Raw genomic sequence first — 23,637 nt, 5'->3', positions numbered from 1 at the left:
TTGTGCGCCATCGGCGACGATGTTACCAAATTTCGCCAAAGGATGAGCCCATGCATGACGCTGCCCATACGCGAAAACTGCTGACCATCGTGGTTCCGGCCTATAACGAGGTCCGCTTCATCGCGACGACCCTGCAGGCGGTTTCCGAGGCCGCCGAGCGGCATCTCGATGATTACGAGATCATCGTCGTCGATGACGGCTCCAAGGATGGCACGGGCGACGCCGCAGAGGCGTTCGCGAGCACGCACCCGAAGATGCGGGTCCATCGCCAGCCGACCAATATGGGCGTCGGCGCGGCTTATCTCACGGGCCTGAAGCAGGCACGCTTTCCCTTCATCACGGTCGTGCCCGGCGACAATGCGTTTTCGGCCGAGGCGCTGGACAATGTGTTTGCCGTCGTCGGCGAGACCGATCTGGTCGTGTCCTACCGCGACAATATGAGCGTGCGCACGCCGCTGCGCCGCACGCTGTCGATCATCTGCACGGCGATGATGGGGGTCGTCTCGGGCCGCAGCGTTCGCGATGCCCACAGCATGTTCGTCTTCCCCGTCGGGCTGGCGCGCTATGTCAATGTCCAGCCGGGCTACAGCTATCATATCCAGAGCCTCGGCCGTCTGCTGGTGCTCGTGCGTGACTTCCGCGAGGTTCCGGCGCCGTTGAACCCCCGTCCGGACGCGAATTCGGGCGTGATGAAGGCCAGGATCATCATGCGCCTGGGAACGGCCATGCTTGGCCTCGGCTTCTGGCGCGCGACGACCGTGCTCGAGCGGCGGCGCATGCGTGGCGACCTTGCCGAATTCCAATCGATCCTCTCCACCGACAAGAAGTGATCGTTCCGGGCAGCAACCCACCCGCGGGCGGGCGCGCGGGCGGCTGGACCGGCAAAGCGCTTCCAGGCCTCATCGTTCTCGCGATCTGCGCCATGCTCGCCTTCGCCGTGACGCTGATCGCGGCACGTGCGATCGGGCTGTCGACTGCCGAGCCCAGCCACCGGATGCGCTTCCACGCGATCCCGGTGGCGATGTCGCAGCTCTACCATGGCTGGCAGCATGACTATACCGGCTCATGGCAGGTGGCGATGCCGTTCCAGGGCAGCCCGCTCGGCACGCAGGAACTGATCTTCAAGGCGGTGACGCAGGCCGTTCCGGCCAATGACCAGATCTATTTCTGGACCGCCGACGACAGGGGCCTGTCGGATTTCGTCTATGGCGCCTTCACGGTCTTCGGGCCTTCGGTGCCGAGCCTGTTCTATTTCTGGTTTCTCCTGCTGGGCGCCTCGTTGTGCGTGGGGCTCTTCGCCTACCGGCGAGATCCGCTTGGTTTGGCGACCATCGCCTGCACGATGATCGCGATCGGCGTTGCCATGCCGCTCTACATGCGCGCTGGGCCGGAAGGGGTGCCGGTGCACCTGACCGAGTCGCGCATGTTCGACGTGCTCGGCGCCATCGCCCTCGTTCATGTGCTGTTGTCCATCCTGCGTCCGGTCCGCATCGCGCCCTGGAGCCACGCCGGAGCACTGCTGATCCAGATCGGCCTGCTGGCCTTCCTCCTTCACACGCGTTCGACGCTGATCTGGATGGTGCTCGTGATCGTGCTCGTCAGCCTGACGGTCACGATCAAGCGCTGGATCGACGGCGAGCCTGCGGGGGCCAGGCTGCGCAGCCTGTCGCCGGCGGCCCTGATGCTGGCCGCATGGGTCGGCGTGCTCGGCTATCAGGCGGCGGCGTTCAACCCGGAATATCGCTCGGGGATCGGGCCGCGAACCGTCTGGCACAATGTGCTGATGGGCTTTTTCGTCAGCCCGACTTTCGCCGAAACACTGGTGCTGCCGGGCCTGTTCGATCGGCTGGCGGTGGATGCCGTGCTGCGCGACATGAAGGAGCGCAACGACCCGCGGCTCGGCCCCGGCTGGGACGAGACCAACATCCTGAATTCGCTGGGTGGCCATTCGCGCTTCGATTGGGCGACCTATGAGGCGGTGTCTCGCTCGCTCGTGCTGAGGTCGCTGGCAGCCTCCCCCGGCGCGACGCTGAAACTCGCGCTCTGGGACAAGCCCAAAGCGCTTCTGGCATCGCTGAACTGCAGCTTCCTGCGGCTATCTCCATCATGCGATCCGCATATGGGCATCAGGGACTATCTGCGGCCGACCAAGGCCTCGGGGCTGATTTCGGCGTTCTGGCTTGCACTCGCGGCCGTAGTCGGGTTCGGCCTCGCACAGGCGACGCGCGCAATGGGGGAGCCGGACGCGCTGCGCGCCGCGACATTTCTGCCGCTGGCCGCAGTCGCCGTCCTGGCGCTGCTGATGTCCCTGCTGCTGTCCTATCTGTTCTATCCCGCGCCCTATCAGTTCGGCGGGACGAGCGTGCTGATCGCGCTATGTCTTTATTTCAGCGTTGCTCTGGCTGTGGCCAAGCTGGCGCAGGCACCGGCGCGGAATCAGCGATGAATTTGGTGGATGAGGCTCGAGTCGATCATTCGCGCGAGGAGCAAGCGGTCCGCGCCGGATTGTCCAAAGCGACGATCGGACGAATGCTGCTCGTCTTCATCGCACTGGCTGCGTTCCTGACGACTCTGGTCTTTGCGCGCAGCATCGGCCTCTCGACCGCCGAACCAACCCAGCGCATGCAGTACCATGCCCTGCCCGTCGCGATATCACAGCTCTATCATGGCCGCGCCCACGACTACACGGCACATTGGCAGATCGCGATGGCGTTCCAGGCTCCTGGCGGCACCGTGCAGGAGCAGATCGTCAAGGCTCTCACGCAGACCCTACCGGCGAACCCGCAAACGTATTTCTGGACCGCCGACGATCGGGGCTTGGCCGATTTCGTCTATGGCGCATTTCTGATCTTTGGCCCGAGCGTACCAAGCCTGTTCTATTTCTGGTTCGCCATCCTCGGAGCATCGCTCTGTGCGGCTCTTCTCGTCTATCGACAGGACCCGTGGAGCTTGGCCTTGATCGCTTCCGCGGTCATCGCCATCGGTATCGTCGTGCCGATCTATGCGCGGGCCAATGCCGGCGGGCCGATCCATATTTCTGAATCCCGCATGTTCGACGTGCTGGGCTGCATTGCCCTGCTGCACCTGCTGCTGTCGATCTTCAGGCCCGTCGGCTCGCCACTTTGGCTGCATGCCGTGGCCCTGATCGGCCAAGCAGCGCTTCTCGGCTTTCTGCTGCACACGCGATCGACGCTGACCTGGATTTTCCTCGCCGTCATCGTCGTCAGCCTCGTTGTCACCGCAAGTCGCTGGCTCGATGGTCGCCCGGCGGGCGAACGCCTGCAAAGCTTGGCCCCCGCAGCATTGGTCGTGGCCATGTGGGCCGCAGTGCTGAGTTATCAAACCGCAATGCTGCACCCGGCCTATCGAACTGAGATCGGTCCGCGCACCGTCTGGCACAACGTTCTCATCGGATTGGCGGCTAGTCCGGATTTCGCCCAACGGCTCGTCCTGCCGGACTTCGACGATGCTCTCGCAACCGACGCCATTCTGCGGGACATGGCCCAACGGCAGGATCCGAGGCTCGGCCCCGGCTGGACGCGTGAGAACATCATGAACTCGCTCGGCAGCCACTCCCGGTTTGACTGGGTGACCTATGAGGCGGTTGCGCGGTCGCTCGTGATGCGGACCCTGGTGTCCGACCCCGTAGCGGCTCTTGAGCTCATCTTCTGGGACAAACCGAAACGGATACTGGACAAGTTTTTCTGCCAGTCGCTCCACTTGGTGCCGTCCTGCGGCAGCCATATGGGCTTGAGGGATTATCTGCGCCCGACGCCTCAATCGGGCTTGCTGTCCGCCTTCTGGCTCGTCTTCGCAGGCGCTGTCGGAGCTGCCCTCGCAATGGCGACCAGTCACCAGAGCACTTCGAAAGTCGATACCCGATCCGCCGTCAGGGCCTATATATTGACCGCTCTGCTCGCACTCCTCGTCTCGCTGCTGCTGTCGTATCTTTTCTATGCGGCGCCAACCCAGCTTGCCGGCGCCTACCTTATCCTTGCGACATCACTCTATTTCACCGTGGCCGTGATGGTTGCGAGGATAAAGCAGAGCATATCCGCCTGATGCAGGCCTTCCGGGAACCGACGACGCGCGATTATCCACGGATCGGTCACGCCGTGCTTGTAGCCTGCTCACTCGCGGCCTTTCTCGCAACGCTGGCAGCAGCCCTCAGTTTCGGTCTGTCAACGACCGAGCCCACCGAACGCATGCGATACCATGCGCTGCCTGTCGCCATTTCTCAGCTCTACCACGGTCAAGCACACGACTACACCGGCCATTGGCAGGTCGCCATGGCGTTCCAGGCTCCTGGGAGCACAGCCAATGAGCTCATACCCAGAATGGCCAAGCAGGTTCTACAGCCTCACGAGAAAGTCTATTTCTGGACTGCGGATGATCGAGGGCTCGCTGATTTTGTCTATGGAGCCTTGACGGTCTTCGGGCCTAGCCTGCCGAGCCTGTTCTATTTCTGGTTTGTTTTGCTTGGGGCCTCGCTTGCCCAAGCCCTCGTAGCGTATTGGCGTGATCCATATGGACTTGCGGTGATTGCATCGGGGGTGGTTGCGATCGGTGTCATCATCCCGATCTACACCCATGCAAATGCGGGATTGCCGGTCCATATCTCGGAATCGCGCATGTTCGATCCACTTGGCTGCATCGCCTTGCTGCATCTGCTGCTGTCGATCTTTCGGCCGATCCGTTCGACTATCTGGCTTCATGCCCCTGCACTGATTTTTCAGGCCGCCTTGCTCGGCTTCCTTCTGCACACGCGAACGACACTGATCTGGATTCCGCTCTCCGTCGTCTTCGTCAGCCTCGCCGCCACGCTCAAGCGCTTCATCGATCGCCGTCCGACCCGGCTGCGACTCCAGGCGCTAGCGCCCGCCATGCTGGTCATCTCCGCCTGGGCCGGCGTCATGATCTACCAAAACGCAGCGCTGAATCGTGCCTATCTGACCGAGATCGGCCCCCGTACGGTCTGGCACAATATCCTGATCGGATTGATCCAGAGTCCAACCTTCTCGAAGGATTTGCAGATCACCGAATTCAGTGACGGGGTCGCCGCCGATGTCGTGCTACGGGACATGACGCAACGCCAAGATCCGAGGCTCGGCCCGGACTGGACCCGCGAAAACATTATGAACTCGCTTGGCGGTCACGCCCGTTTCGATTGGGTGTCCTACGAGTCGGCAGCGCGGTCGCTGGTACTGCGCACGCTTATCGGCAACCCGAAAGCAGCCCTCGAGCTCGTGTTCTGGCAGAAACCCAAGCGTGTCCTCGAAGCGTTGATGTGCGAGACGCTCCGCATCCTGCCGTCCTGTGGAAGCCATATGGGTGTGCGCGACTTCATCTATCCGACACGCCGCGTCGGACTCTTGTCAGCCTTCTGGCTTCTCTTCGCCGGTACGATTGGGGCGGGACTGGCTCTGGCTAAGCACAGCGACGCTTCAAATGAGACCTCGCACTTGGCGCCTTTCATCGCAGCCATCGGTTCTACCTTGGCGATCGCGCTGCTTCCCTCCTACCTGTTTTATGCAGGCCCGATGCAGCTCGCTGGCGCGGCTTTCATTGTAGCGTTCGCCTTATATTTCGCATTCGCGGTCGTCATGGGCACCTTCCTCGCTCGGTTCCGCCCGGCAGAGGCCGCGCAGGCTGATGCCAATCCTCGATAGCGGGATTACGAACTCAAGCCGCTTGCGGCAAAATGGCAGATGCAATGAAAACACTCGGCTTCAAGATCCTCGTCATGGTCGTGATGATCGGCGTCCTGGCCTATCAGGTCGATCTCGGACAGGCGCTGCTGCGGCTGGGCACGCTCGGCTTCGTCGCGGTTCTGGCCGGGCTTGCGCTGAGCCTCGCGCAGATCGTGGCCCTGGCCTATCGCTGGCGGCTCGTCTCGCGGCTCAACGGCACCTCCGTGCCCTTCCCCGAGAACCTGCGCTGCATGCTGGCGAGCCAGTTCTTCAGCCAGGGCCTGCCGGCTTCGGTCGGCGGCGATGCGCTGCGGGTATGGTGGCTGGTGCGGCTGAGCAAGCCGATGCGCTATGCACTGCAGAGCGTGCTGCTCGACCGGATCGCGGGGCTCGTCGCGCTGGTCGTGGTCAATACGGTTTCCGTCTCGCTCCTCGTCATGAGCCTCGGGGACGGCGCCAGCGCCTGGAGCATCGCCTGGATCGTGGGTGGGACCTTGCTGGCCACCATGGTGGGGGCGAGCCGCTTCGTGCGGCGCCTGATGATCAGGCTGTTTCTGATGCTGCCGGCGGCCCTCCGGAAGCGGAGGGGCGTCGCAGCCCTCATGCGCTGGCTGGTGCGCTTTCATTTCACCACCGGGCAGCTCGTCTTCTCGGCCGAGGGGGCGGTGATCCTGGGCTGGGGCATCGTCATCCATCTCTGCTCGGTCGTCCTGTGCCTCGTCGTCGCGCGGGACACCGGCATAGGCGTATCCTTCCTGCAGCTCGTCGCCGTGGTGCCGCCGGTGATGCTGCTGAGCTACCTGCCGCTGTCGATCGGCGGCTGGGGCCTGCGCGAGGGCGCGATGGCGCTCGCATTGAGCATGATCGGCTTTCCCAAGGAGGACGGCGTCTTCCTCGGCCTGGCGCTGGGCTCGATCAGCCTTGGGGCCGCGCTTCTGGGCGCCCTGGTCTGGCTGTTCTCGCCGATGCCGATCTCGCTGTTCGGCAAGCCCCGCAGCGGGTCCGCGATCGCTCTCGACGAGGAACCGGGCAAGGCCGTGCGGTGACGCCCCGCCTACGCCTTGCCGCCGCCGTAGAGGCCCAGCGTCTCGATGCGCAGGAAGCGGCGCACGGCTTCGATCCTGCCGCTCGTCGCGAGGCCTTTCGGCGTGAGTGCGAAGCCTTCGCCTTCTGGCGTGGCGGCGCCCATCTCGATCAGCAGCACGGCACGTTCGGCGAAGGCGGGCTCGACGATGCGCTCCGCCAGAACCGCCAGGGCCAAAGTCTGATCCGGGGCGGCCTCGAGTTCGGCCAGCATCGCCAGCGACAGTGATTTCAGCACGGCGCCGTAGAGAAACACGACCAGCGCAACGCCGCCGCCGAAAAACGCGGCGAAATGCCAGAAGGCGATACGGTCGCCGAAGGTCGCCACGCCGGCCAGCAGCAGAGCCAGCGCCACGCCGGCGAAGATCGACATGCCGAAGCGCTGCCGCGTCAGCCGCAGCAGTACGCCCACGATCGCCAGATGCAGCAGCGTACCCGGCACGGCGAAAACGAGGGCAGCGAGGCGCGGATCATCCATGGCTCCGCCCCAGGCCATAGGCGAAGCGCAGGACGTGCAGCAGCCGGGCGGCGACGCGCCCGCGCGGATTGAGGCGCCAGCGCTGGCCTTCCAGCCGATCGACCAGCCGCGCCCCGGTCAGGACACCGATGCGGTCGCTGGTCAGTTCCTGGATGGATTGCCCGCCAGTATAGAGCGAGGCCCATTGCGGCAGGCCGCCGATCCGGCCCTGCCCGGCGAGCGCCAGCAGCATGTTCAGCGTGAAGCCCCAGACGATCAGACTCCAGCCGATGAAGGCGACGATCGCCGCCGCGCCGACGATGGCGAGACCGGCAAGAACATCGATCGGTGTCGGTGGCTGGCCCAGCAACGCGAGCGCCAGCCACTGGGCCATCAACAGCCCAAGCGCGATCAGGATCGACGCCTTGAAGCGCTGCGCCGGCGCCCGCAACCGCGACACGCCGCCGCCGAAGACCAGCACCAAGGCGATGGCGAGGCCCGACAGGATGGCCGCGACGATCGGCAGAGGCGGCAACCAGAGAAAGAACACCGCGTCCGTCACAGCAAGGCGCGTATCGAGCGCCGGCTGTCGGCGAACATGGAGTGGAAGGCGCCGCCGCCGACGACGAAGGCGTCGTTCTTCGCGATGACCTTATCCTCGACCTCCGGCCCGAAGCCCATCAGGCAGGCCGCGATCTGCGCGGGATCGAGGGCCGAGCCGGGGCGGATCGGCAGGCCGGCCTTGGGCAGGTGAAGACCCTGCTTCACCGGCGTGTCGTCGATGACCATGGCGAAATGCCGGGAGAAGCCGTGAAAATTCAGGAAGGCGCAAGTCAGGTGACCGGCGCCATAGGCCGCCAGCTTGCGGCCATCTGCAGTCATCTGCGTGAACAGGGCATCCTGCCGGGCGGTCCAGCCGGCAAAGGCTGCACCATAGGCCCGTGCCAGCGCGACGTTGCGCTCGACGGCCTGGCGATCGAAGCCGAGTTCCGCCACATCGCCGGCAACGGGCTTGCGCACCGCGGCGACGATCACATCCTCGAAGGGATAGGGATGGATGGCGTGGCCGAGATCGACGAGGCCTGCGAAGGCGAAGGCCGGGGCCAGCGTGTCGGGCGTGAAGTAGGTGTTATGCTCCTCCCAGAGCATGCAGTAGTCCTGCCGTTCCAGATTGCCGCGGCAGTCCGGCACCTCGAGCAGCAGGACGCCACCGGGCCGCAGCAGCAGCTTCAGCGCTTCGAGGAAGGCCAGCGGCGCTTCGGCATGCTCCAGCACATGTCGGGCGATCACGAGGTCCATCGGGCCGATCCGCGCCGCAAGGTCCCGCGCTCGGTCGGCGGTCATCAGGCCATGAACGCTTTCGATGTTGGCATTGGGATAGTCGGCGCCGAGATCGGCCGCCAGATCGAGCATGCGGGTGTTGCGGTATCCGAGACGCTCAAGCCGTTCCACCGTGGTCTTGTCCTTGGCGGAGAGGCCGAGGATCCTCGAACCGTGATCCAGCCCCTCGATCCCGGTCAACCAATCGACGGCCGCGTCGAGATGGCTCTCGGGTTCGCGATAGACGATCCAGTCGAAGGGCGGTACCAGCATGCGGAACGGAAAGGGCTGCGCCAGCTGGATTCCGCCGCAGGTGCCGCAGACCGCCAGCGCCAGGTCACGCTCGACGACCTCCTCGCAGGCAAGCTTGGTGAAATGGCTGGAAACGGGCTGCCGCCCCAGTTCCAGGACCCGTTCCAGCGCCCCCTCGCTGCAAATGCGGCACGTTCCGGGGGCCATCATCAATGCAGTTCCTTTCGCTGAAGCGACGCCTGACGCCGCCGTTCGGTCAGCCGCTTGAGGAAGCCTGGACGGCGGCCATGGAGCACCTCCAGCAGCCACCATTTCAGAATACGGGCCAGCGTTCCATATTCACGCGGCGAGGCTGCGAGCGTCATTAGCGTCCCGCGCATGAAGGTCGACATGGCAGCCGGCGCTCGCAGCAGGGCGGCCCGAAAATCGGCATAGTCCGGCTCGCGCAGCTTGGCCTGGATAGCGGCGGCCACCGCCCGCTGTTGCGCGGCCTGGCGCATGCCATGCCCGGAGTAGGAGTGCTCATCAACCCGGAACCAGACCAGCGACCGATTGACCACGACGACACCATGGCGCAGCGCGATGCAATAGATCAGGAACCAATCCGAGTGCCAGCGCAAGGCAGGGTCGTAGAGCCCAGCATCGAGCAGCGCTTGGCGCCGGAAGATGGCGGTGTTGATCGAGAGAAAGGCGAAGGCCTGCTTCAGGATCGCCTCGAGTTCCTCAGGCGATACGACACGCTGCTCCTCGCCGGGCTTCATGAACCAAAGGCCCCGTTCGGAGTGACGATCGTGAACCACAACCTCCCCGGTCGCCGGTCGCCATTCCGTATAAGCCGAGACGACCAATTGGCTGCCCGGGTTCTCCTCCAGGGCCGCCATCAGAACCGCACAGGCCTCCGGCATCATCCGTTCGTCGGCGCTGGCCAGGAAGACGAAGTCGCCGGTAGCCTCCCGGATACCGCGATTGACGGCGGCGACGACCCCCTTGTTGGTCTCGTGCCGGATGATGCGGATGCGCGCATCGCTTCGCGCGAACTCCGCCAGAACCGCAAGGCTGTCATCGGTGGAACCGTCATCGACGATGACGATCTCGTCGGGCAGCCGGGTCTGCGCCAGGATAGCACCCACCGACACGCGAAGCGCACTACTGTGATTGTAGTTGGGCATCACGACGGACAAGCGCGGCGACATCGTCATCACGCGGGTTTTGGCGCGCTGTAGCGGGCGATGACCTCGGAAATCGGTCCTTCGGCAACGATGCGACCGTGCTCCATCATGACGCCGCGATTGCAAAGCCGCTCAAGCGCGGCCAGATCGTGCGACGCCAGAACCAGAATGCTCGAACGCGCCATCATCGCTTCCATTCGATCGCGCGCGCGCTCCATGAAGCGTGCATCACCGGTCGAGAGGTTCTCGTCCGCAACGAGGATCTCCGGCTCGAAGGTGGTGGCGACCGCAAAGGCGAGACGGGCTTGCATGCCGGAAGAATAGGTCGAGACGGGCAGCGAGAGAAAGTCGCCGAGTTCGGCGAAGGCTTCGATATCGGGCACGTGCCGCCGGATTTCCTTCAACGACATGCCGTAGAGCAGCGCGATGTTCTCGATGTTGTCGTAGCCGCTCAGGTCCTGCTGCAGTCCGTTGGCCGGATTGATCACCGACATAGTCCGGCCGACGCGGCGGTAGAAGCCACGCTGTGGTCGGTAAATCCCGCCGATCACCTTCAGCAGCGTCGTCTTGCCGGCGCCGTTATGGCCGACGAGGCCAATCCGGTCGCCAGCCTTGGCGGAGATCGAGACATCGGTCAGCGCCTGCACCTCCAAACGCCCGCGTGTCGAGCGGTGAATGGTGCCGCCGGTCGCCAGCGACGACACGGCCGATTTCAAAGTCAGGTCGACAGCATGAAAAATCGGATAGTTCAGCGAAACATTGCGCAGTTCGAACGAAACCATGGATCGGCTCTCTTTTCCGTTCAGAGCCAGAAGACGAGGCGATTCTTGCTGCGCGCGAAGGCCAATCCCGCCAGCCCCCAACCGACGACCGCAGCCGACAGCGTTACAGCGTAGTCGGCAAACTCCGGCACGCGCCCCAGCATCGGATCGCGCAGGATGTCGATGAAGTAGGTGAAGGGGTTCAACGCGAGCACGACACGGTTTGTGATCAGGCTCGCCTCCGGCCACAGGATCGGCGTCGCGAGGAAGACGATCAACATGATCGGCGAGATGATCTGGATCGCGTCACGGAAGCGCGCGCCGACGATTGCGAAGAAAGCCAGAACCCAGATGCCGTTGACGATGTAAATCAGCAGCGAAAAGAAAATCAGGAAGAAATTGATGCCCGGGTTGAACAGCGTGAAGGCGCAGACAAGGAAATAGGTCAGAAATTTCGTGATGAACTCGATGAAAATACGGAAAAAATAGCGCAAGATCGGGAAAAATATCGGGATATTGCGCTCAGTCAGGGTTCCGGAAGCGGAGATGAACACAGAGGCCCCACCCTGGATACAGGCCGAAATGAAGAACCAAGCGATGAAGCCCGCCGACAAAAAAACGAAGGCGTTGTAGCTGCCGAACTGCGACATGCTGCCATAGACGAAGCCCAGCACCACCACCGTGACAGTGGTGCCGATCACGCCCCAGAGCGACCCGAGCAGAGTACGGCTGGTCTGCAGACGGAAATCGCGCCAGCCAAGCAATGTCCAGGCGCGCCACATGCCGAAGGCTGCGAGCGTGTCGGCCCACGCGTCGCGAAAATAGGTCAGCTTGCGCCCATCACCTTCGAACTGGTCAATGGGCATGGATGCCGCAGAAGCGCCGGTCTCATCGGCCATCAGGCATGCTCCTTGCCGAAAGCCGCAATCGCGGAGGCGATCCATTGCCGCCCCTCCTGTGCATCCCGGCTTGCGGGGGCGAAGGGAGCGTCTTCCATATCCGCCTTCCGGAATGGCCCCTTCGACGCCTCGACGAAAACCAGAACCTCGCTGCGGATGCGCAGGCTGTGATACTGCCCCTGCGGCATCCGGTAGTAAAAGGGCGAGCCCGAACCAGCATGGCTCATCGGGATCACGTCGGTGAGCGCACCGTCGTCGGAAAACAGCAGAATGTCAGCCTCACCTTCCACGATCAGGAAGCTTTCCGACTTCGACATGTGGCGGTGCGGCGTGACATAGGTCTCGCGGTGGCTGGCGATGACCATGTCGTGCTGGTCCGCCTCGGGGGCGGGATGCGCGCAAAGCCGCGCCCGCTTCAGCGGCGTCGAGCGCGCCTGATGCTTGAGAAAGGCGATCAGCCCCGCATCGGCCAGAACGAAGGCATCGTCGGTGTAAAACACACCGGGATGAACCTCGCGGAGCGCATCCGGCCGAACAGGCCCATGGCTGTTGAACTGCGTCATGCTTCACTCGTCTGGCGCATGCCCGCTTACCGGCAGGCTCACCGCCTCGCCACCACAGGGCAAAGAAGGCGCGCTGTCGGGCGCCCCTTACGATTGGGCCTCTCAGGCCGAGGGATCGACCTTCAGCAGCACACGTCCCGCCTCGCCGCTGCGCACGCAATCGAGCGCCTCGTTGATCTGATCGAGCGTGAATTCGTGCGTGATCAGGCCTTCGAAGCTCATCTTGCCCGCCTGGTTGAGCTTGATGATACGTGGGATATCGATGTCGGGAACACAGCTGCCACCCTCAGACCCGGTCAGGATCTTGTTGAAGTGCAGCGGCAGGGTATAGAGCGTCACTTTCTCGGTCGGGACGCCCACGAGAACACAGGCGCCCTTCGGCGCCGTCAGTTCATAGGCCGTCTCGATCACGCCCTTGACGCCGGTGGTCTCGATGACCTTGTCGGCGCCGGCCTGACCGACGATCTCGCGAATGGCCGCGGCGACATCGGTCGTCGTCTTCGAATTGATGACGTGGGTCGCACCAAACTTCTTGGCCATCGCCAGCTTGCTGTCGAGAATATCGACGGCGATGATCGGATGAGCCCCCACCAGAGCAGCGCATTGGGCCATGTTGAGCCCGACGCCGCCGGATCCGAAGATCACGACGCTCTCACCAATCTTCACTTGAGCGTCGTTGTTGATGACGCCGAGCGCCGTCGTCACCGCGCAGCCCAGAAGCGGCGAAACCTTCTTGTCGAAATCCGCGGGGACGACCGTCAGACGGTTCTCGGAGATGACCGCATATTCGTTGAACGTGGTAACCCAGCCCGCGTTCAGCTTCTTTCCGTTCCAGCTATAAGCCGGAGGCGGCGACTGGAACCCTTTGCTCGGGCGCCAGTGCAGCACGACGGTGTCGCCGGGCTTCTTCGTCGTCACGCCGATGCCGACATCGATCACGGTGCCAGAGGCCTCGTGGCCGAGGAGATGGGGCAGGAACTTGTCCGGCCCCTTCACCGCGGCGATCTCGTTGATCTGCGCCCCACAGATGGAGGTGTAGTGGATCTTCACCAGGACATGACCGACGCCGAGCGTCTCCGGCAGGTCGAACTCATCGACGACCAGCGGCTCGCGGCTCTGGACGACGATCGCGCCCTTGGATCTCTTCACTTGCACCGCAATCACTCCATGTAGATGAATTCGTAATCACCCGTGTAGCCGAAGTGGTTGTAAAGCCAGATCCATTCGGCAGTGTCGAGGAAGCTCTCGGCCGTCAGCGCCCAGCACTGCAGGTTGAACAGCTCCTGCTCGTTGCGGTAGCTCTCGAGCATAATATAGGCCTGCTTGCCGACGCGCTCGACTTCCTGAAGCGCTGTCTGAAGCTCAAACAGCCGCAGGTTGTGGAAGGTCGCCAGCGAGATGACGAGATCGAAGGACTTGTCGCCGTAGGGATAGCGATCCTGCGCCTTGTAGGAAAACAGGTGATCGCGGACCTCCGGCTTGGCCTCGGCCAGACCGTGCTTGGAGGTATCGAAGCCAGCAATCTTGAGGCCGGGCAGGAGCTGCTTGAGCTCATAGAGCAGGAAGGCCTTGCCGCAGCCGACGTCAAGCACGCTCGACTCGTTGGTCAGGCCGTAGGTGTCGATCAGGGCTTGCGCCACCGGAGTCCACCGGCCGGGCAGATAGCGATAGCCGCCATAGCCGAAACGACGGTCACCGTCCCAGTAATCGACCTCATACTCCTTGGCCTTGAGCATGCAGGTGACTTTGTCGTCGACCATGCGGGCGATGTAGTCGCGCTTGGTCATGCGATGCAGGGGCGTGACGATGTCGAGCAGGCGGCCCATGGGCAGGTTCCTCGTGACAGAAAGTGGACGGATCGGGCTTTCGGCGGCGCAAGCCGGGCAGGCGCCGCGCCAAGGCTTGCACCGGCGCGACGGCAGGCTTGGCTCAGCCCCCGGCGTGCTTCATGACGGTGTCGGCGATCGCCTGCGGGCTCAGCCCCGCAATCGCCAAGAGATCCTCCTGGAGGCCGTAATTCTCCTGGAAGCGATCAGGCAGAGCGAGCTTGTTCACCACGGGGCGGGTCTTGCCGCCCTGGACGTCGAGCAGGTCGCTCACGGCCGAACCGAGCCCGCCAATGGCGGTATGTTCCTCGATGGTGAAGATCGAGCCGGCAGCTTTGACGCGGTCGAGGACCAGCGCCTCATCGAGCGGCTTGACGGTGTGGATATGCACGACTTCGGCCTCGACGCCCTTGCCGGCCAAGATCTTGGCGGCATCAAGCGCGCGGCCGCTCATCACGCCGCAGGAAATCAGCAGCGGGTGACCGCTGCCGGCGACCGGGCGCATGACGATGCCCTTGCCGATCTCAAAGCCATGCTTCTCGTCGGAGACGATCGGATCGCCACCCTTCCCGAGCCGGATGTAGATCGGATGCGGCCAGTCGACCGAAGCGCGCATCAGGCGCTTCATCTCCTCAGCGTCGGCGACGGCAACGACGGTCATGTTGGGCAGGGCCCGCATGATCGCGATATCCTCGACCGCCAGATGGGTCGGGCCGAGCGGCGCGTAGACGACGCCGCCGCCATTGGCGATCAGGCGCACCGGCAGATCGTGCAGGCACAGATCGAGCGCAACCTGCTCGTAGCAGCGGCGCGTCAGGAAGGTCGCGATCGTGTTCACATAGGGGATGAAACCATCCATCGCCATGCCAGCGGCCATGCCGACGATGTGCTGTTCCATCACCCCTTCCATGAAGTGGCGATCAGGCATGTCCTTCTTCATCGCGGCGAGCAGGCCAGGCGAGAGGTCGGATCCAATGAAGGCGATGCGCTCGTCCGTCTTGGCGAGCTCATAGACCATGTTGACGCAGGTCGCCCTCATGCCGTTGCTCCCTCGTGCGGATTGCCTACGGCCGCGTAGAGGTCGGCGAGCTGGTCAGGCGTGAACTTGGCGTGGTGATGCCATTTCGGGTCGTTCTCGGCGAAGGGAATGCCCTTGCCCTTGACGGTATGGCAGATGATCGCCGTCGGCTTCTCGCCATCGACAGGAAGCCCGCGAAGGACCTGCTGCAGCGCACCGACGTTGTGGCCATCGACATCGACGGCGGCGAAGCCGAAGCTCTGCCACTTGTCGAGCAGCGGCTCCAGATTCTGGATGTCGCGGGTGAACCCAGCCGACTGGATCTTGTTGTAATCGACGATGGCGCACAAGTTGGAGAGCTTGTGCTTGCCGGCAGAGAGCGCCGCCTCCCAGACCGAACCCTCGTTGATCTCGCCGTCGCCCATGGCCACGAAGACACGGCTCTTGCGCTTTTGAGCGCGGGCAGCAAGCGCCATGCCGACGCCGATCGAGAGACCATGGCCGAGCGCGCCGGTAGAGGCCTCGATACCGGGTGCCTTGCCGCGCTCGGGGTGGCCGCCGAGCTTGCCCTCGACATGACAGAACTGATCGAGCAACGCCGCGTCGAAATAGCCCTTGTCGGCCAGGATGGCGTAAAGCGCGAGGCAGCCATGCCCCTTGGACAAAATGAAGCGGTCGCGATCGATCCAATCGGGCTCGTCGGCCCTGTAATCGAGAACGTCGTCATAGAGAACGCGCAGGATCTCGATCAGCGACATCGACGCACCGACATGGCCGCGATTGCCGCCGACGAGCCCGCGCACCACCAGGCTCCTCAAATGGAGCGATCGCGCGTCGAGCGGCGTCGAATTCATTGTCTGATTGTCTCTGTGGTCAGTGTATCGAAAAAGGCCGCAAGGCATCGCCCAGAACGGGATAGCCCACGCGATCGGACGTTTAGACAAGCCCGACGGTCATGTCCATGACTTCTTGCCATGAGCGCGCGAGCTGAAATCGACCGCCCTCGCCATGTTCGCCATCCGGCGAAAACAGGATCGTAGGCAGCCGTGCCGGGAAGTCGGGATGGCCGAGAACCTCTGGGAGATCATCAACGAAGAGGGCAAAACCCAGCTTGCGGATGGTGTCCACCTTCTCCTCCCGCGTGACGCGATAATGCACGTCGGCGGACGCGATCGGGCCCGCCTCGCCGACTAACCCGTTGGTCGTTAGCCAGCCCGAGGCCGCCTCCCAGAGATCGACTTGGTCAGGGTCGAAATGGCCTAACCTGGTCTTGTGGCTTACGATGGAGACGCGATGGCCAGCGGCGCGGAAACCGCGAATCGCGGCGACGGCACCGTCATAGGGCCGCGCCAGGCCGATAAACTTTCCGTAGACCTGGCCCTGCAGACGCATCCACAGCGTGTCGTTTCCGGCAATCGTGCGCAGCCGCGACTTGACCTCGTCCTTGCTCCGCAGACCATGGCCCGGCGGCAGCAGGCCGAGCTCAGCGGCGACCGGCGCGAATACCCCGGAATAGTCGATAATCGTGTTGTCGAGATCGAGGCCGATGTGAACGGGACTCACGCGCCGGCAACCTTGCCTTCGGAGTGCTTGCTCTCGACGGAACTCTTGCCCTCGACCTGAGGCTGACCGCGGGTAAAGGCGGCGTAGAAGGTCTCGCGCCCGAAAAGCGAGCCGAAGAGCGGCATGTCCCGCACAGCCTGCGCAGTCGGTTGATTCGAAAGCCAGAGCTCTTCCAGTTCGCGCACGGCGGCGGCCAAATCTCCATCGATCTCCGAGAGCAGCTCGGAGATCTCGTGGAGTTCACTGCCGATCTTTTCCGTCAGACCATGAACCTCGGTCGCCTTGTCCGCCTCGAACGCGGCCTGCCAGGCCAGCGCCAGCCTGTGCACCGAGCCGAAATGGCGGTCGAGCGCAGCGTTGGCGCCAGGCTCGCTGGCCGGGAAGGTGCGACGATAATCGAGCAGACTGGGGATATTGGCAGCGACGGCCTCGATCAGCAACTCATTGAAGCGGCGTTCGGTGCCCTTCAACGCCTTGAACCAGCGCCAGTCGATCGTGATCCTGGGGTAGGTCCCGAGCACCGCCATATCGTCGCCGATGGTTTCGACCACCGTCTCGAAAGGCAGGCCGACATTGAGATAGTGCGGATTGACCATGCAGTCATGGACCCAATCGCGGTGGCTGCGCGTCATGTTCGGGATGGTCGCGAGATGCGGACCGAAGACCTCGATCAGGGCGGTGGTGCGTTGCTCGAAATCGAGGTTCGACGGCACGACGCGCAATGCCAGCAGCTTGCGCATGACATTGGGGAAGAAGCCCGCCAAAGGCACGATGGTCAAGACGAGCGCGCCGCCCGGTGCGACCAGTCCCGCCAGCTTGCGCAACAGGTCGAGTTCCTCAGGCAGCGCGCCAAGCCAGTTCTCGCAGAGCACGATGTCGTAAAGCTTGCCGGGATTGAACTCCTGCAGCCGAGCAGGATGCAGGGTCGGCACTGTGTGAGGCTCAGACAGCGTATCGTAAAGCTTCTGGATGTCGCGAAGGCCTGCGGGATTCGGCTCCACCAGCGTCAGCGAGCGTGGCTGGGACACGGCGAGGTACAGGCTGTTCTGCCCCGAACCCGGCGCTATTTCCAGAATGTCGGAGCCGCGAAAGGCGACCTGGGGCAAGCCGATCGAGCGATAGAGCGAATCCCGCAACTGGAGATGCTGGCTCAGATCGTCCATCGCATAGCGGACGGGCGAAATGCCGTGCTCCTTGTAGTAGTCGAGGTGCCCGCCCTCCGACGTCGTTGCCTTCGTCATCCCGTTTCCCAGTCGTCCGCGTTCCCGATGGCGCGCCTTATGCAATCCACCACAGCCGATGTCCATCTTGTCTTGGCCGGTGCCCCCCGAATCAGCAACGCCACTTCGCTTTGGAAGGCGGATGGCAGGCTTGACCCGCGCGGAACAAGGCGTCATGCAGCAGCGACTTTTCAGCAGGCAGCGCGCCCGCACAGTTTCGGACCTGGAAACATGACGACGACACGCCGCACCAAGGACCCCGTCAACCAGCCCAACATCGATTTCGCCGAGAAGCGGGGCGCGGTAACGCTCGGCCTCCTCAAGAGCCGCGAGTGGATCGAGGATCCACGCCGCTTCCTGTTCTCACAATCACGCTACAAATTCGTCTCGAAGATGCTTTCCGGACGCAAGAACGTCATCGAGATCGGCTGCGGCGACGCGTTCAACGCGCCGATCGTGATGCAGGAGGTCAAGGCGCTGACGGTGACGGATTTCGACGCCGAGTTCATCGCCGACGCGCAGGCGCGCGTTCAGCCGGAATATCCCTACGTCGCCAAGGTCCACAACTTCCTCGAAGGCGTCTTCGAAGGCGGCCCGTTCGACGCCGCCTACGCCATGGACGTGCTCGAACATATCGATGCCAAGGACGAGCGCGTCTTCATCGGCAACATCCTGAAGTGCCTGACATCCGATGCCGTGATGATCGTCGGCATGCCGTCGCTGGAAAGCCAGGCCTACGCCTCGCCCGGTAGCAAGGCCGGTCATATCAACTGCAAGTCAGCGCCGGACTTGAAGGCCCTGATGGAGGAGTTCTTCCACACGGTGTTCATGTTCTCGCTCAACGACGAGGTCGTGCACACCGGCTACCATAAGATGGCGCATTACGTCGTAGCGCTGTGTGCTCACCCGAAGACGAAAGCCTGATCAGCGGCCTGACGAGACCTGAGCGCGGCAGAAAACCTGCTCTCAGCGATGGCGCTCGATCATGTCGCGCGCCTTCTGCCACTGGCGGACGAACACGGCGGCTCGCGCATCCTCCTCTACCGGCAGCGTGCTCACCCGGTCCTTCCTGAAGGCGTTCAGCAGGATAAGTGCCCAGCGGATGGCATAGAGCGGGAGATGCCGCTTCAGTCTTGCCGCCGCGCCCGCAGAATCCGGCAAGGCGCCGGTCAGCCGTGCGACAACCTCGGCCCTTTCGTCGGCGTCCAGCGACATCGCGGGATGGACCACGAAATCGGCGATGAATTTGACCGGATCATCCCAGCCGAAATAATCGAAATCGATGTATCGGATCGTGCCGTCCCCCTGACGGATGGCATTATGGAAGCCGAAATCCGCCGGGATCAGCCGACGCTCCGACTGAATGAGATCCGACGGTGTGGCAAGTTCCGCCGCGATGTCCCTGCGCGCGGCGGCGTAGGCCGGTTTGATGACGTCGTGGATCGCCTGATCGAGCGGGCCATAGTCGATGAAACCGTCGAAGCGCCGATCGATTTGCCGGCAGATCTCCGTTGCGGACAGGCAGGCTTCCGAGGCGAGCGGGAAGCCGCTGGCGCCTGAGTCCTGCGAGGCGCGGAAAATGCCCTCGACGAAGCGCAACGCGTCGTCGAGATCTCCCTCCCGATGGCGGGTTATGATCTCGCCCTCGATCCATTCCATCAGCATCAAGCGGTTGGTGTCGTCGCGCGCTATCGCCCGCGGCGCCTGCTCCAAGCCGCTCTCGCCGAGAAACCGGAGAGCTCGCCATTCGACGTCGAGCCGGTCGCGCTGGTCGCCGGGCCGTTGCGGATAAACCTTGAGCGCGAAGGGTCCGCGTTGCGTTTCAAGCCTGACGATGTGGCTGTTCGCGCCCTGTCCGGCCGGAACCATCGCGAGGACCGGCACGCCGGCCAGCGCCTCCGCCTGCCGGGCGAGCGCGATCCGGCCGTCATCCGCGAGCCCACTCAAATCAACCCCCTCAACCGCGCCCGTGCGAACAGCGCCAGACTAAATCCGTCGATGATCACGTCGTCCCGCAGCATCTGCTCGAGACGCGAGACCGGCATCGCCACGACATCTGTGATCCCTTCGAGCGGATCGGGCTCGCCGAGCCGTTCGACCTCCGCGAAGAACAGATGCGCCCTGATCGACAAGGACGACCCACCCGGCGTGAAGGTACCAAGCGAATTCATGGCGAGCGCCGCACCACCGACTTCCTCCGCGACCTCGCGTCTCGCGCCCTCCTCCGGGCTTTCGCCAGCGTCGCATCCACCGCGGGGAAACTCCCAGGACCAGTCGCGCAAACCGTGGCGATACACGCGGATTAGAACTGGCTGGCCGTCGAGAACAGGTAAGATCGCAACGGGATTGGTTTCAACGATGCGGTTGTACAGTCCGGATGTGCCGTTCGGAAAACGAACTGCGTCCCGGAGAATGAGCATGTAGGGGTCTTCGGCAAGGATTCCGGTCCGGGTGTCCCAGTCCTTCATACCGCGCGCCTTGCGATAGGCTATCGCTTCCGCGCGCGCGGCAGCGATAGCCTCCGGGCTGGTCAATATATCGACGCCGCCGGCCGGCGCATTACGAAACAGGTCCGGCCGCTGCGCGACGAGAGCAAGATAGCCTTTCATATCGCCAGCTTCGTCAGCCATGGTGCTCACGTCCATCGCGCAGGTTCATCGAATGGCGTCAGCGCCGGTCCGCGTCCGCATCCGGAGTACGCTCGGCGACACGCGATAGCCTGGCAGACAGATGCCGAGATAGTCGGCGATCGGCAAGGACAGCTCGTGTCCCCGTGCCTTCAAATCCTGCGCGACAGCCTCGACCCGGTTTCGAAATCCAACCTGTTGATCGGTTTCGGGCAGGTCCGGCGTTTCGAGCCAAGCGACCATGTCCGCAACGGAGGCAGTGATCTCGTCGGGCAAGGCATTTTCGACGCGAATGCCGGCCTCTTCATATTGGAACGAGTTGTCGAAGTGGTAGCAACCGCGATCGAGCGCCTGCTCGAGCGTCAACTCCTGCGACACCCCTTCGACGACAGCGAAATAGCGCTTGAAACAGGCCATCTCCATCGGCGAAGGCAGCAGCGTATAGTGCAGCACCGCATTGACCGTGAGGATTGGCACGCCGAGCGCCCGGGCAAACGCACAAGGACCAGACTGGCACCCGATCATGAAGCGCGACTTGGCGATCAGATACGGGTCGATCTCATACGCATAGCCGCTCAAGAACGGCGTTTCGAAATAGCCTTCGCGCTGCACGTCGAGCTTCGGCATCAGCTTGTCGCCGATTCGGATGACCTGGAAGCCGTTGTCGAGAAGATATTCGACCGCCTCACGGTAGTTGTCGACGGCGGAATCGCGGTACGACTGCAACGCTATGCCGTGATAGCCCTTGTCGCGCACATGCATGACCACGAAAGGTCGATCGAGATCGATACCGTGGCGCTTGGCAAAATTCTCCGCGACCTCCGCGTAATAGGGCGGAAGTTCCAGATGCCAGTCGTTATGTGCGTAGGAATCGCCGGGGTCGCGCGTACGATGGACGGCGTGGCGCAACAGCATCCAGTAGTGGTCGATGATGAAAGTAAAACGCCCAGCCTGATGATGGCCCAAGCTCATCCAGGATAAATTCAACAGAATGTCTGAATTTGTTTCATAATAATCGCCATATTGCTCCACGATCTGGAGGCAGGCACGCGAGGCAGGCCTGTAGTTCGAACGCGGCGGACCGATGAAGATCAGGCGATCGAATTTATCTTTGTTCTGGGCGATGAAATAGAACGGATCGAGGATCGCATGCCCCAGCGCCTCGGTCGAGGACAGGAAGAAGACAGCGCAATTGGAAAAATCGACCTCGCCCAGTAGCCGCATCAGTTCGACATCGCGCTTGAGCGTCAAGGCCGCGTGGGTCTGGTAGACACTATGTACCCGTGCAATCTCCTGATCAGTGGCTGCACCGCCATGATCCCCAATCACGCCGAATTGCCGGCCGAAGAATTCGATCGCGTCGCGCTCACGACGCAGCTTGCCTGCCGCATAAGCGGCTTTGAGGAAGTCGTAACGTGTACGCAGCGTTGCCGGGGCCTGGAAAATGCCCAACTTCGCTGAGTCCAGGACGTCACGATAGCGCGCCAGTTCCGATTGCAGCGAAACACGCAAGGCAATCAGGTTGAGATCGTCCTCGGATTGATCAATCGCTGTTTCAGCCGTCTCCGACAGGACAACGCGGAGCGCCTCCTCCTTGAACTCCGACGCGACCAAAGCGGTCGCGTAGATGTCGAAACGGTTTCGACTGGTGGGCTGCGCGTTGTAGAACTTCCGGGCCGCTTCGATGAAGGACCGGCGGTCCTCGGTCCGACTGGCAAGCCCCTGGATCACCTCGACGGAACGTCGACGCAGCAGAGGTTCCAGTTTATCGATGACCCGTAGGGAAACGGAGCGCCCCGGCGGCGTCCGCAACGCAGCGCGCGCCAGGCTTCGTCCCGACGTCGAACCATAGCAGAGGTGCGCGAGCTTAAAGAACGGCCGTGCGAGTAAGCGCTTCAGCGCATTGCGACGCGGCATGGGGGCCTCACAAATGCCGGACCGACAGTTCCGGCAAGGGGACCAGGAACCGGCCGCCATTCTCCAGGAAAGCCTGGTGCCGGCCAATGATCGGCTCTGCATAGCGCCAGGCGAGAATAATGATCAGGGCGGGCTTCCGATCATAGACGCCTTCCGCCTGCATGACCGGCAGATCATAGCCCGGCCCCTCGAGCCGCGTCTTGAACGGCGTGTCGTCGAAGAGCACGTCGAGCCGGGCTTCAAGCTCAAACTGATGGATCAAGGCCGCACAGCCCACGGATGTTCCATAAGCACCGATGACGCCGCCTTGTGCCCGCGTCTCGTCGATCAGCCGATGAAGATTCGCCTTGATCGCGGCGACCTTCTCGGCAAAGCGCGCATGGGTCTTCAGGTCGTAGAGGCCAGCCTTTTCCTCCTGCGCGACGAGTTCGTCGACCGATGCATCGACGGCGCGCGGGCCGCCGGCCAGTTGGAGCCAAAAGCGGATGGAACCGCCCTTCGTCGCGATCCGGTCGGCGTGGATCACCTGCAGACCGTGCTGGGCGGCCGCGCGGGCCACGGGTCGCACCGAGAACAATGAGATATGCTCGTGATAGATCACGTCGAGCAGGGTCTTCTCAAAGACGTCGAGGCCATATTGCGTTTCGAAGACGAAGACGCCGTCAGGCGCCAGTAACGCCTTAACGCCCGCGAGAATCTCCGCCAGATCGGGAATGTTGGCCATCGCATTGTTGGCGATGATGGCGCGGGCCTTGCCACGATCGGCGGCGATCTTGCCCGCCAGTTCGGCAGTGAAGAAATCGGCGATGGTGGGAACGCCGCGCGCCGTCGCCTCGGCCGCGATCTGCCGCGCCGGATCGACGCCCTGGACCGAAAAGCCCTTCTCGCGGAAGAAGTTCAGCAACGTGCCGTCATTGGAGCCGAACTCGACGACGAGATCGCCGGGCTGCAGACCGACACGTGCGATCACCGCTTCCGCCAGACCACGGAAATGCTGCGGCAGGCCCAGCGACACCGAGGTCCGGTAGAGGTAATCGCGATAGATCAGCGACGGGTCGACCTCGTGGATGAGCTGGTTCAGGCCGCAATCCGTGCAAAGATAGTTGTCTAGCGGCGCGACGACCCGCGTGAGGCTCTCGCCCGACGCATCCTTTTCGCGTCCGACATTGGGTGAGACGATCGGAACCTGCGCCAGAGGCACGCTGCGAACGATCTTGTTCGATCCGCACAGGCGGCAATCCGAGCGGACATGGACCAGTTCAGTCATAGGGC

Annotated in this window: 23 protein-coding genes; 6 read left to right on the top strand and 17 right to left on the bottom strand. The window is 63.1% G+C overall.

Annotation, left to right across the window (positions count from 1 at the left end):
* Positions 1 to 50 precede the first annotated feature (50 nt).
* From AC1RMY_RS14975 to AC1RMY_RS14955, 5 genes are all read left to right on the top strand, one after another.
* Positions 51 to 830 carry a glycosyltransferase family 2 protein gene (locus AC1RMY_RS14975; RefSeq protein ID WP_492865730.1) on the top strand — a complete coding sequence of 260 codons (780 nt, stop codon included), beginning with the start codon at positions 51 to 53 and terminating at the stop codon, positions 828 to 830.
* A 92-nt stretch (positions 831 to 922) separates the two neighbouring features.
* Complete coding sequence (locus tag AC1RMY_RS14970) at positions 923 to 2,446, top strand: hypothetical protein (RefSeq protein ID WP_492865729.1); 1,524 nt, start codon at positions 923 to 925, stop codon at positions 2,444 to 2,446.
* The gene (locus AC1RMY_RS14965; RefSeq protein ID WP_492865728.1) at positions 2,443 to 4,062 is read left to right on the top strand and encodes a hypothetical protein; all 1,620 of its coding nucleotides are present in this window, start codon (positions 2,443 to 2,445) and stop codon (positions 4,060 to 4,062) included. The genes AC1RMY_RS14970 and AC1RMY_RS14965 overlap by 4 nt, the downstream gene beginning before the upstream one ends.
* Positions 4,062 to 5,669 carry a hypothetical protein gene (locus tag AC1RMY_RS14960; RefSeq protein ID WP_492865727.1) on the top strand — a complete coding sequence of 536 codons (1,608 nt, stop codon included), beginning with the start codon at positions 4,062 to 4,064 and terminating at the stop codon, positions 5,667 to 5,669. Before AC1RMY_RS14965 ends, AC1RMY_RS14960 begins: the two co-directional genes overlap by 1 nt.
* Before the next feature lie 44 nt (positions 5,670 to 5,713).
* The gene (locus tag AC1RMY_RS14955; RefSeq protein WP_492865725.1) at positions 5,714 to 6,736 is read left to right on the top strand and encodes a lysylphosphatidylglycerol synthase transmembrane domain-containing protein; all 1,023 of its coding nucleotides are present in this window, start codon (positions 5,714 to 5,716) and stop codon (positions 6,734 to 6,736) included.
* An 8-nt stretch (positions 6,737 to 6,744) separates the two neighbouring features.
* On the opposite strand, the gene AC1RMY_RS14950 is transcribed toward AC1RMY_RS14955, so the two are convergent.
* From AC1RMY_RS14950 to AC1RMY_RS14890, 13 genes are all read right to left on the bottom strand, one after another.
* A complete protein-coding gene (locus AC1RMY_RS14950; RefSeq protein ID WP_492865723.1) occupies positions 6,745 to 7,251 on the bottom strand; it encodes a hypothetical protein in 507 nt (168 codons plus the stop codon).
* Positions 7,244 to 7,780, bottom strand: coding sequence for a hypothetical protein (locus AC1RMY_RS14945; RefSeq protein WP_492865722.1), 537 nt, complete (start codon positions 7,778 to 7,780; stop codon positions 7,244 to 7,246). The genes AC1RMY_RS14950 and AC1RMY_RS14945 overlap by 8 nt, the downstream gene beginning before the upstream one ends.
* Before the next feature lie 8 nt (positions 7,781 to 7,788).
* Positions 7,789 to 9,009 carry a methyltransferase domain-containing protein gene (locus AC1RMY_RS14940; RefSeq protein WP_492865720.1) on the bottom strand — a complete coding sequence of 407 codons (1,221 nt, stop codon included), beginning with the start codon at positions 9,007 to 9,009 and terminating at the stop codon, positions 7,789 to 7,791.
* Positions 9,010 to 9,011: 2 nt separating this feature from the next.
* Entirely contained in the window at positions 9,012 to 10,001 is a 990-nt protein-coding gene (locus AC1RMY_RS14935) for a glycosyltransferase family 2 protein (protein ID WP_492865718.1), read from the bottom strand.
* Complete coding sequence (locus tag AC1RMY_RS14930; protein WP_492865716.1) at positions 10,001 to 10,834, bottom strand: ABC transporter ATP-binding protein; 834 nt, start codon at positions 10,832 to 10,834, stop codon at positions 10,001 to 10,003. The genes AC1RMY_RS14935 and AC1RMY_RS14930 overlap by 1 nt, the downstream gene beginning before the upstream one ends.
* Positions 10,774 to 11,631 carry an ABC transporter permease gene (locus AC1RMY_RS14925; RefSeq protein ID WP_492865714.1) on the bottom strand — a complete coding sequence of 286 codons (858 nt, stop codon included), beginning with the start codon at positions 11,629 to 11,631 and terminating at the stop codon, positions 10,774 to 10,776. Before AC1RMY_RS14925 ends, AC1RMY_RS14930 begins: the two co-directional genes overlap by 61 nt.
* On the bottom strand, positions 11,631 to 12,194 hold the full coding sequence (locus tag AC1RMY_RS14920; RefSeq protein ID WP_492865712.1) for a WbuC family cupin fold metalloprotein: 564 nt from the start codon (positions 12,192 to 12,194) through the stop codon (positions 11,631 to 11,633). Before AC1RMY_RS14920 ends, AC1RMY_RS14925 begins: the two co-directional genes overlap by 1 nt.
* 102 nt (positions 12,195 to 12,296) lie before the next feature.
* Complete coding sequence (locus AC1RMY_RS14915) at positions 12,297 to 13,349, bottom strand: zinc-binding dehydrogenase (protein WP_492865710.1); 1,053 nt, start codon at positions 13,347 to 13,349, stop codon at positions 12,297 to 12,299.
* 5 nt (positions 13,350 to 13,354) lie between these two features.
* The gene (locus tag AC1RMY_RS14910) at positions 13,355 to 14,020 is read right to left on the bottom strand and encodes a class I SAM-dependent methyltransferase (RefSeq protein ID WP_492865708.1); all 666 of its coding nucleotides are present in this window, start codon (positions 14,018 to 14,020) and stop codon (positions 13,355 to 13,357) included.
* A gap of 103 nt (positions 14,021 to 14,123) precedes the next feature.
* Entirely contained in the window at positions 14,124 to 15,059 is a 936-nt protein-coding gene (locus tag AC1RMY_RS14905) for a transketolase family protein (RefSeq protein ID WP_492865706.1), read from the bottom strand.
* A complete protein-coding gene (locus AC1RMY_RS14900) occupies positions 15,056 to 15,940 on the bottom strand; it encodes a transketolase (RefSeq protein ID WP_492865983.1) in 885 nt (294 codons plus the stop codon). The genes AC1RMY_RS14905 and AC1RMY_RS14900 overlap by 4 nt, the downstream gene beginning before the upstream one ends.
* Before the next feature lie 34 nt (positions 15,941 to 15,974).
* Complete coding sequence (locus tag AC1RMY_RS14895; protein ID WP_492865704.1) at positions 15,975 to 16,601, bottom strand: HAD family hydrolase; 627 nt, start codon at positions 16,599 to 16,601, stop codon at positions 15,975 to 15,977.
* Complete coding sequence (locus AC1RMY_RS14890) at positions 16,598 to 17,842, bottom strand: class I SAM-dependent methyltransferase (RefSeq protein ID WP_492865702.1); 1,245 nt, start codon at positions 17,840 to 17,842, stop codon at positions 16,598 to 16,600. The genes AC1RMY_RS14895 and AC1RMY_RS14890 overlap by 4 nt, the downstream gene beginning before the upstream one ends.
* Positions 17,843 to 18,052: 210 nt before the next feature.
* Between AC1RMY_RS14890 and AC1RMY_RS14885 the strand changes: the two genes are divergently transcribed.
* Positions 18,053 to 18,745, top strand: coding sequence for a class I SAM-dependent methyltransferase (locus tag AC1RMY_RS14885; RefSeq protein ID WP_492865701.1), 693 nt, complete (start codon positions 18,053 to 18,055; stop codon positions 18,743 to 18,745).
* A gap of 42 nt (positions 18,746 to 18,787) precedes the next feature.
* Here the strand turns inward: AC1RMY_RS14885 and AC1RMY_RS14880 are convergent, their stop codons facing one another.
* From AC1RMY_RS14880 to AC1RMY_RS14865, 4 genes are read right to left on the bottom strand one after another with little or no spacing between them, the layout of a single operon-like run.
* Positions 18,788 to 19,768: a hypothetical protein gene (locus AC1RMY_RS14880; protein WP_492865699.1), complete on the bottom strand. Its 981-nt coding sequence runs from the start codon at positions 19,766 to 19,768 to the stop codon at positions 18,788 to 18,790.
* Positions 19,765 to 20,466, bottom strand: a complete 702-nt coding sequence (locus tag AC1RMY_RS14875; protein WP_492865697.1) for an NUDIX domain-containing protein — start codon at positions 20,464 to 20,466, stop codon at positions 19,765 to 19,767. The genes AC1RMY_RS14880 and AC1RMY_RS14875 overlap by 4 nt, the downstream gene beginning before the upstream one ends.
* Before the next feature lie 9 nt (positions 20,467 to 20,475).
* On the bottom strand, positions 20,476 to 22,365 hold the full coding sequence (locus AC1RMY_RS14870; protein ID WP_492865695.1) for a TIGR04372 family glycosyltransferase: 1,890 nt from the start codon (positions 22,363 to 22,365) through the stop codon (positions 20,476 to 20,478).
* A 7-nt stretch (positions 22,366 to 22,372) separates the two neighbouring features.
* The gene (locus AC1RMY_RS14865) at positions 22,373 to 23,632 is read right to left on the bottom strand and encodes a methyltransferase domain-containing protein (protein WP_492865693.1); all 1,260 of its coding nucleotides are present in this window, start codon (positions 23,630 to 23,632) and stop codon (positions 22,373 to 22,375) included.
* Positions 23,633 to 23,637: the final 5 nt, after the last annotated feature.

Source organism: Allobosea sp. GW822-FHT03F07 (assembly GCF_058801345.1).
Note: the sequence above shows the minus strand (reverse complement) of the source record. Positions and strands in the feature narration are given on the sequence as shown.